The organism is Streptomyces sp. NPDC056231 (assembly GCF_048270745.1).
GTDB lineage: Bacteria > Actinomycetota > Actinomycetes > Streptomycetales > Streptomycetaceae > Streptomyces.
Map to the genome: position 1 here is coordinate 42443 of NZ_JBLVKW010000049.1, position 16653 is coordinate 59095.

The 16653-nt window shown below is 68.6% G+C and carries 15 protein-coding genes and 1 riboswitch; of the genes, 8 read left to right on the plus strand and 7 right to left on the minus strand.

Going from position 1 to position 16653, the window contains the following annotated elements:
• Positions 1-345 precede the first annotated feature (345 nt).
• The gene (locus ACNPQM_RS29695) at positions 346-1152 is read left to right on the plus strand and encodes a polysaccharide deacetylase family protein (protein WP_418086376.1); all 807 of its coding nucleotides are present in this window, start codon (positions 346-348) and stop codon (positions 1150-1152) included.
• Positions 1152-2348: a beta-propeller fold lactonase family protein gene (locus ACNPQM_RS29700; RefSeq protein WP_418086377.1), complete on the plus strand. Its 1197-nt coding sequence runs from the start codon at positions 1152-1154 to the stop codon at positions 2346-2348. Before ACNPQM_RS29695 ends, ACNPQM_RS29700 begins: the two co-directional genes overlap by 1 nt.
• Before the next feature lie 20 nt (positions 2349-2368).
• Here the strand turns inward: ACNPQM_RS29700 and ACNPQM_RS29705 are convergent, their stop codons facing one another.
• Complete coding sequence (locus tag ACNPQM_RS29705) at positions 2369-3007, minus strand: GNAT family N-acetyltransferase (protein ID WP_418086378.1); 639 nt, start codon at positions 3005-3007, stop codon at positions 2369-2371.
• 138 nt (positions 3008-3145) lie between these two features.
• Between ACNPQM_RS29705 and ACNPQM_RS29710 the strand changes: the two genes are divergently transcribed.
• Positions 3146-3361, plus strand: a complete 216-nt coding sequence (locus ACNPQM_RS29710) for an EF-hand domain-containing protein (protein WP_358857487.1) — start codon at positions 3146-3148, stop codon at positions 3359-3361.
• Between the two features lie 174 nt (positions 3362-3535).
• On the opposite strand, the gene ACNPQM_RS29715 is transcribed toward ACNPQM_RS29710, so the two are convergent.
• The 6 genes from ACNPQM_RS29715 to gcvT all read right to left on the minus strand — a co-directional run bounded on the left by ACNPQM_RS29715 (position 3536) and on the right by gcvT (position 10126).
• Positions 3536-4546 (minus strand): terpene synthase family protein, encoded by a 1011-nt coding sequence (locus ACNPQM_RS29715; protein WP_358857488.1) that lies wholly within the window; start codon positions 4544-4546, stop codon positions 3536-3538.
• Positions 4547-4969: 423 nt separating this feature from the next.
• Positions 4970-5503: a hypothetical protein gene (locus ACNPQM_RS29720; protein ID WP_418086379.1), complete on the minus strand. Its 534-nt coding sequence runs from the start codon at positions 5501-5503 to the stop codon at positions 4970-4972.
• Positions 5504-5744: 241 nt separating this feature from the next.
• Entirely contained in the window at positions 5745-7127 is a 1383-nt protein-coding gene (locus ACNPQM_RS29725; protein ID WP_358857490.1) for an L-serine ammonia-lyase, read from the minus strand.
• Between the two features lie 156 nt (positions 7128-7283).
• Entirely contained in the window at positions 7284-8543 is a 1260-nt protein-coding gene (gene glyA, locus ACNPQM_RS29730; protein WP_358857491.1) for a serine hydroxymethyltransferase, read from the minus strand.
• Positions 8544-8563: 20 nt separating this feature from the next.
• On the minus strand, positions 8564-8941 hold the full coding sequence (gene gcvH, locus ACNPQM_RS29735) for a glycine cleavage system protein GcvH (RefSeq protein WP_037690095.1): 378 nt from the start codon (positions 8939-8941) through the stop codon (positions 8564-8566).
• Between the two features lie 69 nt (positions 8942-9010).
• Entirely contained in the window at positions 9011-10126 is a 1116-nt protein-coding gene (gene gcvT, locus ACNPQM_RS29740; RefSeq protein ID WP_418086380.1) for a glycine cleavage system aminomethyltransferase GcvT, read from the minus strand.
• A gap of 141 nt (positions 10127-10267) precedes the next feature.
• Positions 10268-10365: riboswitch (glycine riboswitch) on the minus strand.
• A gap of 159 nt (positions 10366-10524) precedes the next feature.
• Between gcvT and ACNPQM_RS29745 the strand changes: the two genes are divergently transcribed.
• The 5 genes from ACNPQM_RS29745 to ACNPQM_RS29765 all read left to right on the plus strand — a co-directional run bounded on the left by ACNPQM_RS29745 (position 10525) and on the right by ACNPQM_RS29765 (position 16564).
• Positions 10525-11220 (plus strand): AAA family ATPase, encoded by a 696-nt coding sequence (locus ACNPQM_RS29745; RefSeq protein WP_418086381.1) that lies wholly within the window; start codon positions 10525-10527, stop codon positions 11218-11220.
• A 145-nt stretch (positions 11221-11365) separates the two neighbouring features.
• The gene (locus tag ACNPQM_RS29750) at positions 11366-12136 is read left to right on the plus strand and encodes an enhanced serine sensitivity protein SseB (RefSeq protein ID WP_418086382.1); all 771 of its coding nucleotides are present in this window, start codon (positions 11366-11368) and stop codon (positions 12134-12136) included.
• Between the two features lie 399 nt (positions 12137-12535).
• Positions 12536-13312, plus strand: coding sequence for an enhanced serine sensitivity protein SseB C-terminal domain-containing protein (locus ACNPQM_RS29755; protein WP_418086383.1), 777 nt, complete (start codon positions 12536-12538; stop codon positions 13310-13312).
• 391 nt (positions 13313-13703) lie between these two features.
• Positions 13704-14696 carry an ABC transporter permease gene (locus tag ACNPQM_RS29760; RefSeq protein WP_418086384.1) on the plus strand — a complete coding sequence of 331 codons (993 nt, stop codon included), beginning with the start codon at positions 13704-13706 and terminating at the stop codon, positions 14694-14696.
• Positions 14697-14800: 104 nt separating this feature from the next.
• The gene (locus ACNPQM_RS29765; RefSeq protein ID WP_418086385.1) at positions 14801-16564 is read left to right on the plus strand and encodes an ABC transporter substrate-binding protein; all 1764 of its coding nucleotides are present in this window, start codon (positions 14801-14803) and stop codon (positions 16562-16564) included.
• Positions 16565-16653 lie beyond the last annotated feature (89 nt).

A 16653-nucleotide genomic window follows, 5' to 3' on the forward strand; every position in this document is an offset into this window, starting at 1 on the left:
GGCGCTGCGGGGGCTTCTGCGTGGGGCCGTGAAATGGGGGGTGTGTTCACGGCCGCTGGAGACGACCTGGCCCGGGTCAATGGGGGTCGTGGAACCGACTATGGCAGATGGGCGACCCGGGGTCCAAAGGGGCTAATCGGATAAATCTTGCCAGATCGTGACACTTCGGCGTCGAATCGCAGGTGTGATGGGTCACTGGCCTGGCAATGCATGAATGATTATGTGGTTCGGCGGGTGAATCATCGATTAGTTGAGCCATTGGCGTCACTTCCTTCGCGTCCTGGGAAGGGGTGTGAAGGCGGGTGATTGCAACCTTTCCGGCAATTCGCACCTACTGTTCTGCCCATGAAAGCCTCCGAGACGCCGGTGCACCGCCGCAGCACACTGCGCGCGGGCGCAGCCCTGGCCGGCGTCCTTGCGGCGGGATGTACGGACGAACGCGGCGCCGTCACCACCTCGGCGAAGACCCCGGCCGGCACCGCCGCGACGACCTCCGGCGGTGCGAAGCCCCCGGCCCCGCGCCCCGCACCCGCCCCGCACCGCTTCCCCGGGCAGCCGGTCCAGATCGACCACGGACCTCGACACCGCGCCCGCGTCGCCCTCACCTTCCACGGCCAGGGCGACCCCGCCATCGCCCGGGCCGTGCTCGCCGAGGCGGAACGGGCCCACGCCCGGATCACCGTCCTCGCCGTCGGGAGCTGGCTCGACGAGCACTCCGACATGGCCCGCCGGATCCTCGACGGCGGCCATGACCTCGGCAACCACACCCAGCACCATGCCGACATCTCTGCGATGGGCGAGGCCCAGGCATACGCGGAGATCACCGGCTGCGCCCAACGGCTGCGCCGGCTCACCGGTTCCATCGGCACCTGGTTCCGGCCCTCGCGCACCCAGTACGCCACCCCGCTCGTCCAGCGCCTCGCCCAACGCGCGGGCTACCCGCACGTCCTCTCGTACGACGTGGACTCCCTCGACTTCACCTCTCCCGGCGCCGCGGCCGTCACCCGCAAGGTCGCCGGGGAGATCCGCAACGGATCGGTGGTGAGCCTGCATTTCGGCTACGCGGACACGGTCGCCGCACTGCCCGTCCTCCTCGCCGAAATCGACCGCCGCGGACTGCGCGCGGTGACGACCACGGAGCTGCTGACCTGATGCTCACCACCACGCGCACCGCGGCCCTGCTCGGCGGCATCCTCATCGCCGCCCTCACGGGCTGTGGCACCCCCGCCGAGAAGGGGACGACCGAGGCCGCCACAGCCCGGCCGGACCAGGGGAACGCCACCCCGGAGCAAGCCGCCCCCGGACGCGTCACGTCGCCCGGACTCGCCGGGATGCCGCCGGTGCTCGATCCCAAGGACGTGTACGCGGCCGACCGGCCCGGAAAGATGTCGCCGGCCGTCAAGGGCTTCCCGGCCCGGATCTACGTACCCAACACCAACTCGAACACGGTGTCGGTGATCGACCCGAAGACGTACAAGGTCATCAAGACCATCCCGGTCGGACGCCAGCCGCAGCACGTCGTCCCGTCCTGGGACCTGAAGACGCTCTGGGTCAACAACGACCTCGGCAACAGTCTCACGCCCATCGACCCGGCCACCGGGAAGCCCGGCAAGACGGTTCCCGTCTCCGACCCGTACAACCTGTACTTCACACCGGACGGCAAGTACGCCATCGTGATGGCCTCGATGGACCGTGAGCTGGTCTTCCGTGACGCCCACACCATGAAGACGGCCAAGACCGTGCCGGTCGACTGCGCAGGCGTCAATCACGCCGACTTCTCCATGGACGGCCGGTACTTCATCGTCTCCTGCGAGTTCTCCGGCGAACTCCTCAAGGTCGACACGGCGGAGATGAAGGTCGTCGGCCAGCAGAAGCTGCCGTTCAGGGGCGCCATGCCACAGGACGTGAAGCTGTCGCCGGACGGCAGCACGTTCTACATCGCGGACATGATCGCGAACGGCATGTGGGTGCTGGACGGGAAGAAGTTCACCACCCCGAAGCTGCTCCCCACCGGCAAGGGGGCCCACGGGCTGTACGTCAGCCGGGACTCCAAGGTGATGTACATCTCCAACCGCGGCGAAGGAACCATCTCCATCTTCGACTTCGGACGGAACAAGCTGACGAAGAAGTGGCGCCTGCCGAACGGCGGCAGCCCGGACATGGGCGGCGTCTCGCCGGACGGCAAGGTCCTCTGGCTGTCGGGGCGTTACAACTCCGAGGTGTACGCGATCGACACGTCCACCGGAAAGCAGCTCGCCCGGATCCCGGTGGGCAGCGGACCGCACGGCCTCGCCGTCTATCCGCAGCCGGGCCGCTACTCGCTCGGCCACACCGGCGTCTTCCGCTGACCCGCCGCGGACTCCGTGACTCAGCCCGCGACCAGCAGCGCCTCCGAGCCCACCGGCCGGTAGCCCGCCGCCTGGAACGTCCGCACACTGCGGGCGTTCCCCGGAGACTGCTGCGCCCACACCACCTCGTCCGGCACCAGGTGCCGGGCCGCCCGCGCCAGGCGCTCCCCGAGCCGGCGGCCGCGGGCTTCCTCCGCCACCTCGATCGCCGTCTCCCAGCGCCCGGCGACCCCACGGCCGAGGATCAGCACCCCGCCGTCGGCGGCCCAGACCCGGACCTCGTCACGGAACTTCATCGCGCGCGCCACCCGCGGGTGTTCCGGGTCCTCGATCTCGTGGAGCCCGATCTCCGGCTCGCCCGGCAGCGCGCCCGCGACCGTCAGCAGATCGATGGTGTTCACGTGGCGTCCGGTACGGGCCTGCAGCGCGCTCAGGAAGTGCGGATTCATCGTCGCGGCGAGCGCATCGCCCGGGGTGCCGGCCAGTGTGGCCCGCACCCAGTCCGGATCCTCGTCGGTGAACACCACCGAGTGCGCCGTGAACGCCAGTACCCCGGCGTCCCGTGTGTTCGGCTGTGCCACCACGGTCGTGGACCCGTCCGGCGGCGGGAACCGCCCCTCTGCGGCAGCCGTCAGGATCCGTGCCAGTGCGTCGGTCATGAAGTGTTCCCCTTCCGGGTTCCCGGTCCGCCGTCCGCGGACACCCCACCCATGATCGACGACCGGCCGCCGCAATCGGTTTCCCTCGCGCCCGTTAATCTGACCCCTATCAGTTAGGTATGACGAAGGGGCTGAACAGTGGCGGACATCGAGTCGGCGCGCAGGGCGTTCGAGCGGTACGACCTCAACGGCGACGGTCTGATTTCGGCCGCCGAGTACAAGAGCGTGATGGCTCAGCTGGGTGACCCCTATGTCACCGAGCCGGTGGCCCAGGCCGTCATCAACTCCCACGACACGAACGGTGACGGTCTCCTCACCTTCGACGAGTTCTGGGCCGCCCAGCACAAGGGCTGATCGCCGGAGGGCCCCCGGCCCTGCCCGGCCGGGGTCCGCCGGACCACCGGCCGGGACAGCCCTTATTGCGTGCCCTGTTGCTGAGGGCTGCCGGTGACGGGTCGACGCCCCCGGACGACTGCTTCGGTTGAACGGTGCCCGAGCGGCTGGATCCAGGCAGTCGGGCCCGTGCCGTCAGGCGGCGAAGTTCCGGGACAGGGCGGGCTGCTCGTCGATTTCCATCAGGTCGGGGCGGGTGTACCGCTCCGCCCGTGCGTGGTAGTCGAAGTCCCCGCGGACGAGCCCCCGGTAGTCGTGGATACAGCGCTCCAGCGCGGCCCGCGCAGGGCCGTCGATATGAGCCGCCGCTATCTCCTCGACGAGTTCCTTCTCCGACCGATGCACCCGGTCGGCAATCCCCGCCAGCCATGTCCCGGCCTCATTGACGGCCTCCTGGACCGAGCAGCAGCGGTCTCGTTGAATGAGCCTGACCATATTGTGCTCGTATCCAAGGACAACTTCCTTCTCGAACGAGCAGATGTCGTTGCAGAGCCCCGAGTGATCGGTCACCGAATTACGCAGCGCGATATACGCGGGAAGGGATCGGGCGGATTCCGGGAGATCTATTCCGGCAGTGATCTCATGCAGATCGAGGAACGGCTGCATGGCCACCGAATCGCGGCGGTGCTTCACGAAGTCGGCCATGCTCGGCACATGCCCAGTGGCCCGGTCGACGGCCTCCGCGTAGTACGTCCACAGCCAGGCGACCGTGTCCCGGCGGAACTGCCGGACCCAGTGCGGCGACCGCCCCTCGCAGGTCCGCAGCCTGAGGCCGTCGAGCGCGTGCTCCATGGGGCCGTTCGGAGCGCCGGTGCCGTCGAGCACGTCCACCAGCCGTGCGATCGCCTCCTCGCACAGGTGCGGATCGCGTCCGGCGGGCCCGTCGTCGAACTCGTCGTCGACCAGGAATGCCCAGAACAGCCATTGGCAGAAGAGGTCGAGGTGTTCCTGTGAAGCGGCTGGGAATATGAGTGATATCCAGAGCTCGGGGCGCGTCCGGACCATTTTCTTCTGAGCGACCGGTGACAGGACCAGTTCGTTTTTGTCCGCCCACTCCCAGGCGGCCTGTTTGGTCTTCTGGATTCCTGGATTGCAACCCGTGCTCTCGAACGGCATATGGAACTCTGGAAGCGCAATTTTGTTCATGGTGCCCCTCGTCTGAACGTCACGAACAGGGAATGGGGATGAGCTGAATTCACGAACCGATGCAGGCGGCGGGCGATCGATTGCTGTGCTCCACCCCATCCGCACAGCAAGCCCTGAGGTCACGCGAAGCCAGACGGCCCTGATGCTCACCGACCCGGCGGAGGACTTCCTCGTCCCGGGGAGTCAGGTGCCCCGGACGGTCCCGGATCGCCACCCCGCAAGGCCCCGGCACCACGAAGGGTGCCGCCGGCTCCCGCACACCACCCACCACACCGCCCCCTCCCGCAAGGCCGGACACTTATCACCCAGCCCAACGAGCACAGCTGCCAAAGGTCACCCATTCGGCCCCAGAACCCCCGTTCCCCCTGCCCAGCCCACCCTTCTGCCGGGAGCCGGGCCATCACGGCGCTGTGTCACGGCGAATCATGCTGCCGGTCGGCGGCGCCGGTAGTAGGCCCAGGCCAGGGCCAGCACGATCGGCCCCCACAACATCGCCGGGCTGATGCACACCCGGGACAGAGCCATCCACCATCCGTTGCTGTACCCGACCTCGGGCAAGATGCCCGCCCAGGCGAGCGGGTAGAGGTCGAACATCGCCACCAGGGCCAGGCCGCCCAGGACCGCCGGGATCGCGACGGCGAGCGGGGGCACCCGACGGCCGCCGACGAACGGGATCCAGCGCGGGAACACCTCGCCCCAGCCGGCCACCAGTCCAGTGGTCAGCAGACACAGCGCTTCGGTGAGCACACTGAGCCCGACGACGTAGACCGGCGCCCACCAGGGCATGGGCGGGCGGTTCGGATCGATCGTGCCCATCTGGAAGCCGACGGCGAACGGAAGCCGCCACAGGCAGTGCGGCAGCACGATGAACGGGAGGGCCTTGGCGAGCCGGAGGGTCCAGTCGGGGACGGGGCGCTCGGTGTCGCCGAGCGGAAGGGCGAGACGTGTGATCGGCATGACCCCAACATCGCCGAACCTCGATGACAGTGCGTCAGCCGCACGCACGATCACGGTCCCCCGCGAGAGCCACCCCTCGATCGTCCTCGCGGCCGACAGCCGGCACGAGGAGACAGGAAGCGGCTCCGAGGAGAGGCCCTGCGCACCCACCCTGGAAGCATCGCCGATCCGGGGACATTCCGGGGAGTGCAGGCCCTGACCGCGCTGCAAGACACGAACGCGCTGGTCAGGGCCTATTTCCCTAGCACTCGATGATGTTCACCGCGAGCCCGCCGCGCGCAGTCTCCTTGTACTTCACGCTCATGTCCGCGCCCGTCTCCTTCATGGTCTTGATGACCTTGTCGAGAGAGACCTTGTGGTTGCCGTCGCCCCGCAGCGCCATCTTCGCCGCCGTGACCGCCTTGACCGCCGCCATGCCGTTGCGCTCGATGCAGGGGATCTGGACAAGACCGCCGACCGGGTCGCAGGTCAGGCCCAGGTTGTGCTCCATGCCGATCTCGGCGGCGTTCTCCACCTGTTCGGCGGAGCCGCCGAGGACCTCGGCGAGCGCTCCCGCGGCCATCGAGCAGGCGGAACCGACCTCGCCCTGGCAGCCGACCTCGGCGCCGGAGATCGAGGCGTTCTCCTTGAACAGCATGCCGATGGCACCGGCCGCGAGGAGGAAGCGGACGACGCCGTCCTCCTTCTCGGCCTCGGTGGCGCCACCCGCGGCGAAGTTCATGTAGTAGTGCAGCACGGCCGGGATGATGCCGGCTGCGCCGTTGGTCGGGGCGGTGACGACGCGGCCGCCCGCGGCGTTCTCCTCGTTGACCGCCATTGCGTAGAGGGTGATCCACTCCATCGCGTGGGCCTGCGGGTCGCCCTCGGCGCGCAGCTGGCGTGCGGTGTTCGCGGCACGGCGGCGGACCTTCAGGCCACCGGGAAGGATGCCTTCGCGGGCCATGCCGCGCGATACGCATGCCTGCATGACCCGCCAGATGTCCAGCAGACCGGAGCGGATCTCCTCCTCCGTCCGCCAGGCCCGCTCGTTCTCCAGCATGAGGGAGGAGATCGACAGGCCGGTGTCGCGGGAGAGCCGCAGCAGTTCGTCGCCGGTGCGGAAGGGGTACTTCAGGACGGTGTCGTCTAGGACGATCCGGTCCTCGCCCACGGCGTCCTCGTCGACGACGAAGCCGCCGCCGACGGAGTAGTAGGTCTTCTCCAGCAGCGGGGCGCCGTCGCGGTCGAACGCGAAGATCGTCATGCCGTTGGCGTGGTAAGGGAGCGCCTTGCGGCGGTGCAGGACCAGTTGCTCGTCGGCGTCGAAGTCGATCTCGTGCATGCCCAGCAGGTTGATCCGGCCCGAGGAGCGGATCGCTTCCACCCGGTCGTCGGCGGACTCCACGTCGACGGTACGGGGGGATTCGCCCTCGAGGCCGAGCAGGACGGCCTTGGGCGTGCCGTGGCCGTGGCCGGTGGCGCCGAGCGAGCCGAACAGCTCGGCGCGTATGGAAACGGTGTGGGCGAGCAGGCCCTCGTTCTTCAGGCGGCGCGCGAACATGCGGGCCGCGCGCATCGGGCCGACCGTATGGGAGCTGGACGGGCCGATGCCGATCGAGAACAGGTCGAAGACCGAGATGGCCACGGTGTGACTCCTAAGGGGTTGGTAGACGCCGTTGTCTGCCGGGCGGTGCGGTACGGACCGGTCGGTCCGAAGAGCGGCGGGACAAGGGTGGGGGCACCGCGCTCACTGTCCAGTGTGCGTGGTGCCCCGCCCTAAACGTGCGAAAAGTGACCCGGACTACTTCAGACCGGGGTACAGCGGGAACTTCTCGGCCAGCGCGATCACGCGGGCCTTGAGGTCGTCGGCGTCGTACGAGGGCTTGAGCGCCGACGCGATGATCTCGGCGACCTCGGTGAAGTCCTCGGCCTGGAAGCCACGGGTGGCCAGGGCCGGAGTGCCGATCCGCAGACCCGAGGTGACCATCGGCGGCCGCGGGTCGTTCGGGATGGCGTTCCGGTTGACCGTGATGCCGAGCTCGTGGAGCCGGTCCTCGGCCTGCTGGCCGTCCAGCTCCGAGTTGCGCAGGTCGACGAGGACCAGGTGCACGTCCGTACCGCCGGAGAGGACGGAGACACCGACCTCGGTGACATCCGGCTGCACCAGACGCTCGGCGAGGATGCGGGCGCCGTCCAGGGTGCGCTGCTGGCGCTCCTTGAACTCCTCGGTCGCCGCGACCTTGAACGAGACCGCCTTGGCCGCGATCACGTGCTCCAGGGGACCACCCTGCTGACCGGGGAAGACGGCAGAGTTGATCTTCTTGGCGAGCTCCTGCGTCGACAGGATGACGCCACCGCGCGGACCGCCGAGGGTCTTGTGCGTGGTGGTCGTGACGACGTGGGCGTGCGGCACCGGGTTCGGGTGCAGACCCGCGGCCACCAGGCCCGCGAAGTGCGCCATGTCGACCATCAGATACGCGCCGACCTCGTCCGCGATGCGGCGGAAGGCGGCGAAGTCCAGCTGACGGGGGTAGGCGGACCAGCCGGCGACGATGAGCTTCGGCTTGGACTCCTTGGCCAGGCGCTCGACCTCGGCCATGTCCACGATGCCGGTGTCGTCGACGTGGTACGGGACCACGTTGTAGAGCTTGCCGGAGAAGTTGATCTTCATGCCGTGGGTCAGGTGACCGCCGTGGGCCAGGTTCAGACCCATGATCGTGTCGCCCGGCTTCAGCAGCGCGAACATCGCGGCGGCGTTGGCCTGCGCACCCGAGTGGGGCTGGACGTTGGCGGCCTCGGCGCCGAACAGCGCCTTGATCCGGTCGATGGCGATCTGCTCGACCACGTCGACGTGCTCGCAGCCGCCGTAGTAGCGGCGGCCCGGGTAGCCCTCGGCGTACTTGTTGGTGAGGACGGAGCCCTGGGCCTCCATCACCGCGACCGGAGCGAAGTTCTCCGAGGCGATCATTTCGAGGGTGGACTGCTGACGGTGGAGCTCGGCGTCGACGGCGGCGGCGACGTCCGGGTCCAGCTCGTGGAGGGAGGAGTTGAGAAGCGACATCAGGTGGTCCCTTGGAGTCTTTAGTTGCCGGAGAACTCGGTGTACTCGTCGGCGGAGAGCAGGTCCTTCGGCTCCTCCGCGACGCGTACCTTGAACAGCCAGCCGCCCTCGAAGGGAGCGGAGTTCACCAGCGACGGGTCGTCCACGACGTCCTGGTTGGAGGCGGTGACCTCGCCGGTCACCGGCGAGTAAAGGTCACTGACGGACTTGGTCGACTCGAGCTCGCCGCAGGTCTCGCCCGCGGTCACCGTGTCACCGACCTCCGGGAGCTGGGCGTAGACGACGTCACCGAGCGCGTTGGCCGCGAACTCGGTGATGCCGACCGTGGCCACACCGTCCTCGAGGGCCGACAGCCACTCGTGCTCCTTGCTGTAACGCAGCTGCTGGGGGTTGCTCATGACCTGAATTCTCCTGTACGCGGGGGAGTGCTGATGAACGACGGTCTTACGGTGTGAGACGCGAATGCGTCACTTCTGGCGCTTGTAGAACGGCAGGGCGACGACCTCGTACGGTTCGTGGCTGCCACGGATGTCCACTCCGACGCCCGCGGTCCCGGGCGCGGCGTGCGCGGCGTCCACGTACGCGATGGCGATCGGCTTGCCGAGCGTCGGCGACGGGGCGCCGGAGGTGACCTCGCCGATGACCTGGCCCTCGGCGACGACGGGGTAGCCGGCGCGCGGCACCCGGCGGCCCTCGGCGATCAGACCGACGAGCTTGCGCGGCGGGGCGGTCTCGGCGCGCTCGGCGGCGGCCTCCAGGGCCTTGCGGCCGACGAAGTCGCCCTCCTTCTCGAACTTCACGACCCGGCCGAGGCCGGCGTCGAACGGGGTCAGCTCGGTGGTCAGCTCGTGCCCGTACAGCGGCATGCCCGCCTCCAGGCGCAGCGTGTCGCGGCAGGACAGACCGCACGGGATCAGGCCACGGGAGGCGCCTGCCGCCGTGAGGGCCTGCCAGAGCTGCTCTGCGTGCTCGGGGGCGACGAACAGTTCGAAGCCGTCCTCGCCGGTGTAGCCGGTACGGGCGATCAGCGCGGGCACACCGGCGACGGTGCCGGGCAGGCCCGCGTAGTACTTCAGACCGTCCAGGTCGGCGTCGGTGACCGAGGCCAGGATGGCGGGGGACTCGGGGCCCTGGACGGCGAGCAGCGCGTACGCGTCGCGGTCGTCGCGCACCTCGGTGTCGAACCCGTCGGCGCGGGCGGTCAGCGCGTCCAGCACGATCTGGGCGTTCCCGGCGTTGGCGACGACCATGTACTCGGTCTCGCCCAGCCGGTAGACGATCAGGTCGTCCAGGATGCCGCCGTCCTCGGCGCAGATCATCGTGTAGCGGGCGCGGCCGACGGCCACGGTGCCGATGTTGCCGACCAGTGCGAAGTTCAGGAATTCCGCGGCCTGCGGGCCGGTGACGGTGATCTCGCCCATGTGCGACAGGTCGAAGAGACCCGCCTTCGTGCGCACCGCGTTGTGCTCGTCGCGCTCACTGGCGTAGCGCAGCGGCATGTCCCAGCCGGCGAAGTCGGTCATGGTCGCGCCCAGCGAGCGATGCAGGGCGTCGAGGGCGGTGAGACGGGGGGCGTTGCTCATAGGTGTGGCTCCCAGGGCATGACGACGAGGACGATCCCCTCCCCATCTGTCATCGGAACCTGAGAGGTTCGCCGAGAGGCCCCTGGGGGTTCGGCTTGCACCTTGGGTGGAGCCGCGGGGCGACTCGCTTTTCAGATCTGCCTCATCCACGCGGTACGGGGCCTGAGAGATTCAAGGGAGGATCTTGCTCCTTCGGCGCCCGGCACACACTGTGGCCGGAGCTCTCCCGCGCGGATTCAAGCGGCCTTTATGCAGTTGGCCGGGTCATCATCGCACGCATTCCGGAAGAGTGGGGCGTCGGTACCCCATGCGCGGAACAAGTAGTGGGACGGTTGTCTCGCATTACCTTTTCTTTACACTTCTTGGGCATACGTGGGTGACCCGACAGGGGGAGGGCGATGACGTTGCAGCGGTACGCGACGACCGCGAGGGTCGCGCACGGCGCGATGCCCGCGCAGCCGGGAGCACGCGCCCGGGAATTGCCGGGCACGCATGCGCCCGTCGTGCGGGACCTGCGTGAGCGCGCCGGGCGCAGCCCGTGCGGGCTCCATTTCGCGGCAGGCGATGTGGTGGTGGTCTCCGGGCTGCCCGGAGGCGGAAAGTCGACACTGATCCGGCGGGCGGTGGCCGTAAGGGCCATCGACTCCCAGGACACCCGGGACCGCTGGGCGCGGCGGGTGCCCCGCTTACTCCCGTACGCCCTCTACCGCCCGCTGGTCCGCGTCGCCCATTACTGGGGGCTGTGGCGGGCGCTGTGCTCCGGTGAGTCCGTCGTCGTCCACGACTGCGGGACCCAGGCATGGGTGCGGGGCTGGCTGGCCCGGCAGGCACGGCGCCGCGGCCGCACGCTGCATCTTGTACTGCTCGACGTCACCCCTCAGGAGGCCAGGGAGGGCCAGCGCGAGCGTGGGCGCGGAGTCTCCGGATACGCCTTCGCCCGGCACCGCAGGGCCGTCGGCCGGCTGCTGCGGGACACCGAGGCGGGCGACCTGCCGCCCGGTTGCTCCTCGGCGGTGCTGCTGGACCGGGAGGCGGCCGGGATGCTGGCGCGGATCACGTTCACCGACGCCCAGGGGATGACGGGACAGCCCTGAGGGTCCTTCTTCTCGGATCAGGCCCCGCGCGCCCGGCATGATCCGCGCAGGAGAGGCGCCGGTACCCGGTCGTCCGTCAGCGCGGAGGCGCGCGCCGGAGTTACTGTTCTGCGGCAAGGCTCGGGTGAGAAGGGGAAGCAGCGCAGTGGACATTCCGGCACCGGTCCAGAACCATCCGCAGAGCGGATGGCCGGCCAATGAGCTCGAAGAGGTGCTGGTTGCCTCGCTCGGCAGCCCGGAGGCGGGCGGCCGGCTCGTCGAAGTGCTCGGCCGCAGTCAGGTCTGGGTGCCGCTTCCCAACGGCGGGGGCCCCGATGCCCCGTCGCTCGATCTGCCGACGGTGGAGATCGAGGGCGCTCCGTACGTCCCCGTCTTCAGCTCCGAACATCAGTTCCTGCAGTGCGTCGGCACCCGTATGTCCTTCACCGTGGCGCCCGCCGTCGAATTCGCCCGCGGGCTGCCCCCGCAGCTCGGCATCGCGGTCAACCCGGGCGGCGCCGTCGGCATGCCGCTGCCGCCGCCCGCCGTCGCCGAGCTCTGCCGCGCCGGACGCACCTTGCTGGACGGGCCGGCCACCGGCGGGCGGGTCCGGCTGTACGAGCCGGACTGGCAGGAGGAGCCCGTCGACTTCCTCGCGGCCGCGGCCGGGGAATTCGAGGAGAGCGGCGTCGTGCGCACCGCCCGCCGGACGCTGGCCAGCATCGAGGGCGGCGATCCCGTCCTCTTCATAGGCGTCGAGTTCTCCACCTGGGACGGCGCGGGGCGCAACGCCCCGATGGACGCCCTGGGCCGCGCACTGGGCCGTGTCGAGGTGCCCTGGCCGGTCAATCTGGTCCTGCTCGATGTGGCGCAGGACCCGGTCGCCGACTGGATGCGGGCCAGGATCCGGCCGTTCTATCAGCGCGAGGGGCACTAGCCAGGGCGTGTTTCGAAAGGAGCGTCGTCCGCCCGTAGGGCGGGCCGGGCGGCGTGCGGTGCGTGCGATCGCGAGGCGGCCGGAGGTCCTGGGGTGGGGTCTCCCCTGCTCGAACGGAGCCGGGAGCTCGGGGAAGGAGCTGCCAGGGCATGTGGCCGACGCACAGCGAGCGGCCGTGTCGGGCGGCGCGACGGGGCTGAGCCTGCCGGGAGGGGCACTGGGCGCGGAGTCCCCGACTCCGGGGATTGCGGGCGCGACACCGTCGGCCTGTGGCGTCAAGTCGGTGTCAGGGGCGCCGCATAAGCTGGTTTGATGGCTAGTGCCTCGGCCACTAGCCGCACCCGTGTGCCCCGGGAGCGGCAGGCCGACACAGTGGATCGAAGAGGGGCGGGACCCAGGGTGAGTGCGTCAGGCACCGCGGCGGCCGGGCAGGTCGAGCACATGCTGCGCCAAGTGACGCCCGGGCGCTATGACGCGTACGAGGCACTGCTCCGGGCGCTCGCCGGCGACCGGATCTGGATGCTGCTCTGGCACGGCCGGGCGGGCTCGCCCGACGCCCAGTACGGGAACATCGAGGTGGACGGGCTGGGCTACGCGCCCTGTGTGACCTCTGCCCAGGAACTCTCGGCCAGCGGCTGGAACCGGGACCATGAAGTGGTCACCGGACTCGACATCGCCCGCGCTCTCTTCCCGGACCGCTGGGGCATCTGGCTCAACCCGCACGCCCCCGGTGGCGGCGTCGGCATCCCGTGGCTGGATCTGCGTCGTATCGCCACCGGCCTCGACCGGATGCCCGCGGGACCGCTTCGGCTCACGGAGCCGGTCATCGAGATCCCGCAGTTCTACGCCCTTCTCTCGCGGAACGCCCATCACACCCCCGCGATCCGCTCCCTGCGCCGGGCCTGGGTGCAGCCCGCGCTCGGGGTGCCGTACCTCGCCATCGGTCTCGATCTCTACGACACGGGCCAGACCTCCGTCGACGCGGTGCGCGCGATGATGCAGCAGTCGATCGGCGCGGTCCCGGACGGGCTGCCCGTTTCCACCGTCGCGATGTCCGACGAGTACGACCCGGTCGCGATGTGGCTCCGTGCCAACTCCCGCCCGTTCTACGACCGCGAGGCGCACGTCGCGCCCGCTCCCGCCGTTGGTTACGGCTACCCCCCGGTCCACGGCTGACCGCTCGGGCGCCTGCCAATTGGCGTCGGGATGAACCCCGTTGGGGCACCTGCCCGATCTGGGCGAAGAGTGCCGACTTGGTTCGCTGGGACGATCACGGCGTCCGGATAACGGAAGGTACCTGGTCACATCACGGTTGCGCATCCATTCCCCATCAGGGCTGGCGGGTGATCTGCGACGCGTTGAAGACTCCCCGGAACAAGAAGCGCTCGGCGCCCTGTGCGGCCGTCAGCTTCTGGTTGGACCAGTTGAACTGCTCCACTCGCACCACCTGCAACTTCCGTACCACCGGCACCAAACGTGCGACTTGCACCTGTGATGTGAACAAGCCGCTACAGCGGCGGGCGCGGGCCGGCCACAGTCGGTCGAGCCGAGAGGGGTCCCCACAACGATGACGGCACCACTGCACGACAGCGCGGCCGAGACAGCGACCGCCGATGTCACGGCCGATGTCCCGGCCAAGAGCATTGAAGGCCGTTCGCCAGGACGTATCGCCTGGACACGGCTGAAGCGCGACAAGGTGGCGCTCGCCGGCGGTGTGGTCGTGCTCCTGCTGATCCTGATCGCGGTGTTCGCACCACTGATCGTGAATCTCCTCGGCCACCCGCCGAACGAATTCCACGAGGATCTGCTCGACCCGGACCTCGGCATCCCCACCGGCTCCTTCGGCGGGATGAGTTCGGACTATCTGCTGGGTGTCGAACCCACCAACGGCCGCGATGTGTTCAGCCGCATCGTCTACGGCGCGCGCATCTCGCTCCTGGTGGCCTTCCTCGCCGCGATGGTCTCCGTGATCATCGGCAGCGTCCTCGGCTCGGTGGCCGGCTTCTTCGGCGGCTGGATCGACGCACTCATCAGCCGGCTGATGGACCTGCTGCTCGCCTTCCCGCAGCTGCTGTTCACCATCGCTCTCGTCTCCGTTGTGCCCAATTCCCTGTGGGGGCTCACCGGTTCGGGCGTCAGGATGGGAGTGCTGATCGTGGTGATCGGCTTCTTCGGCTGGCCGTACATCGGCCGTATCGTCCGGGGACAGACGATGTCCCTGCGTGAGCGGGAGTACGTCGAGGCGGCACGCAGCCTGGGCGCCGGACGGGGCTACATCCTCTTCAAGGAGCTGCTGCCCAACCTGGTCGCGCCGATCCTCGTCTACTCGACACTGATCATCCCGACCAACATCCTCAGCGAGGCAGCGCTCAGCTACCTCGGTGCGGGTGTGAAGCCGCCGACCGCCTCGTGGGGCAAGATGCTCTCCGACGCGATCAACACCTACCAGGCGGACCCGACATACATGGTGGTCCCCGGACTCGCGATCTTCATCACCGTTCTGGCGTTCAACCTCTTCGGCGACGGGCTGCGTGACGCGCTCGACCCGAAGGGCAGCTGAGCCGAAGCAAAAGGTCTCCGGCGCGAGCCGGTTGGCACTCGATCGACCGTCGGGCGCGAAGTGCGTACCCACGGGCCACACCACATCACGGAGGTTGCTAGACAGTGAATCGCTCACGGAAGGCAGTTGCCCTCACGGCCCTCGCGGCCGCGGTTGCGCTGACCGCAACCGCTTGTGGCGGAGGGGGCAGCGACAACAAGTCCTCCTCGAACAAGGGTGCCGGTTACGACGCGGCCACCCAGGGCAAGGTCATCAACGCGTCCGACAAGAAGGGCGGCACGCTGAAGCTGATGTCCCCTCAGGACGTCGACTTCCTGGACCCGGCCCGTGCCTACTACGGCTTCGTCTGGAACATGCAGCGGTTGTACATCCGCCAGCTGCTCGCGTACGACTCGAAGCCCGGTGAGGCCGGCACCAAGCTGGTCCCCGACCTCGCCGAGTCGCTGCCGACGGTGAGCAACGGCGGCAAGACGTACACCTTCAAGCTGAAGGACGGCGTCAAGTTCGAGGACGGCACGCCGATCACCTCGGTGGACATCAAGTACGGCATCGAGCGCGTCTTCGCGCAGGACGTCCTCTCCGGTGGTCCGACCTACCTGATCGACCTCCTCGACCAGGGCCAGAAGTACCCCGGCCCCTACAAGGACAAGGACCCCAAGAAGCTGGGTCTGAAGTCGGTCCAGACGCCGGACGAGCGGACGATCGTCTTCAACCTGAAGGAGGCGAACTCGGACTTCTCGTACCTGATGGCCATGGCCGACTCCTCGCCTGTGCCGATGGCCAAGGACGACGGCGCGAAGTACACGAACCACCCGGTCGCGACGGGCCCGTACAAGGTCCAGTCCTTCGTCGCCGGCAAGGAGACGGTCTTCGTCCGGAACACCAACTGGGACCCGAAGACCGACCCGATCCGCAAGGGTCTGCCGGACAAGGTCACCTTCACCGTGACCTCGAACCCGGACGACATGGACGCGCGTCTGCTCTCGGGCGACATCGACTACGCGGTCGACGGCACCGGTGTCCAGCAGGCCGCCAAGATCAAGATTCTGCAGAACGCCAAGTACAAGGCCAACTCCGACGACCCGTTCACCGGCTACATCCGGTACTTCGCGTTCCCGCAGACGGTCGCGCCGTTCGACAACATCGAGTGCCGCAAGGCGGTCATCTACGCCGCCGACCCGAAGTCGCTGCAGACCGCCCGTGGTGGCCCGACCAGCGGTGACCTCGGCGCCAACATGCTGCCCCCGGGCATCCCGGGCTCGGACAAGGCCTACGACCCGTGGGGCCTGACCCAGGGCAAGCCGCAGGTCGACAAGGCCAGGGCGGCCCTGAAGGCCTGTGGCAAGCCGGACGGCTTCAAGACCACCATCGCGGTCCGCAACAACCGCAAGCCCGAGGTGGCCACCGCCGAGTCGCTGCAGGCTTCGCTGAAGGCCGTCGGTATCGACGCCGCCATCGACCAGTACGACGGCAAGAACTCTGCTTCCGTGATCGGTGCTCCCGACAACGTGAAGAAGAAGGGCTACGGCATCATCGTGATGGGCTGGGGCGCCGACTACAACTCGGGTGCAGGCTTCCTGCAGCCGCTGGTTGACGGCTCCTTCATCCTGAAGAACGGCAACAACAACTACACGATGCTGAACGACAAGACGGTCAACGGTCTCTTCGACCAGGCCGCCTCCGCAGCGTCGCCGGACGCCGCCGCGCCGTTCTACACCCAGATCAACAAGGCGATCATGGAGAAGGCCCTTTATCTCCCGATCAACTTCGACAAGGCGCTCGTCTACCGCAACCCGCGGCTGACCAACGTCTTCTACAACGAATCCATGGGCCGTCTCGACCTCGCGGTCATGGGCGTCGTCAAGTAGCAGTTGGACATGCGGGTCCTTCACCTCGCATGCGCTAGTTCGAAGGGCAGGTGAAGGCCGCGGGCGGGCGGTTGCCGTCCCCACAAGGG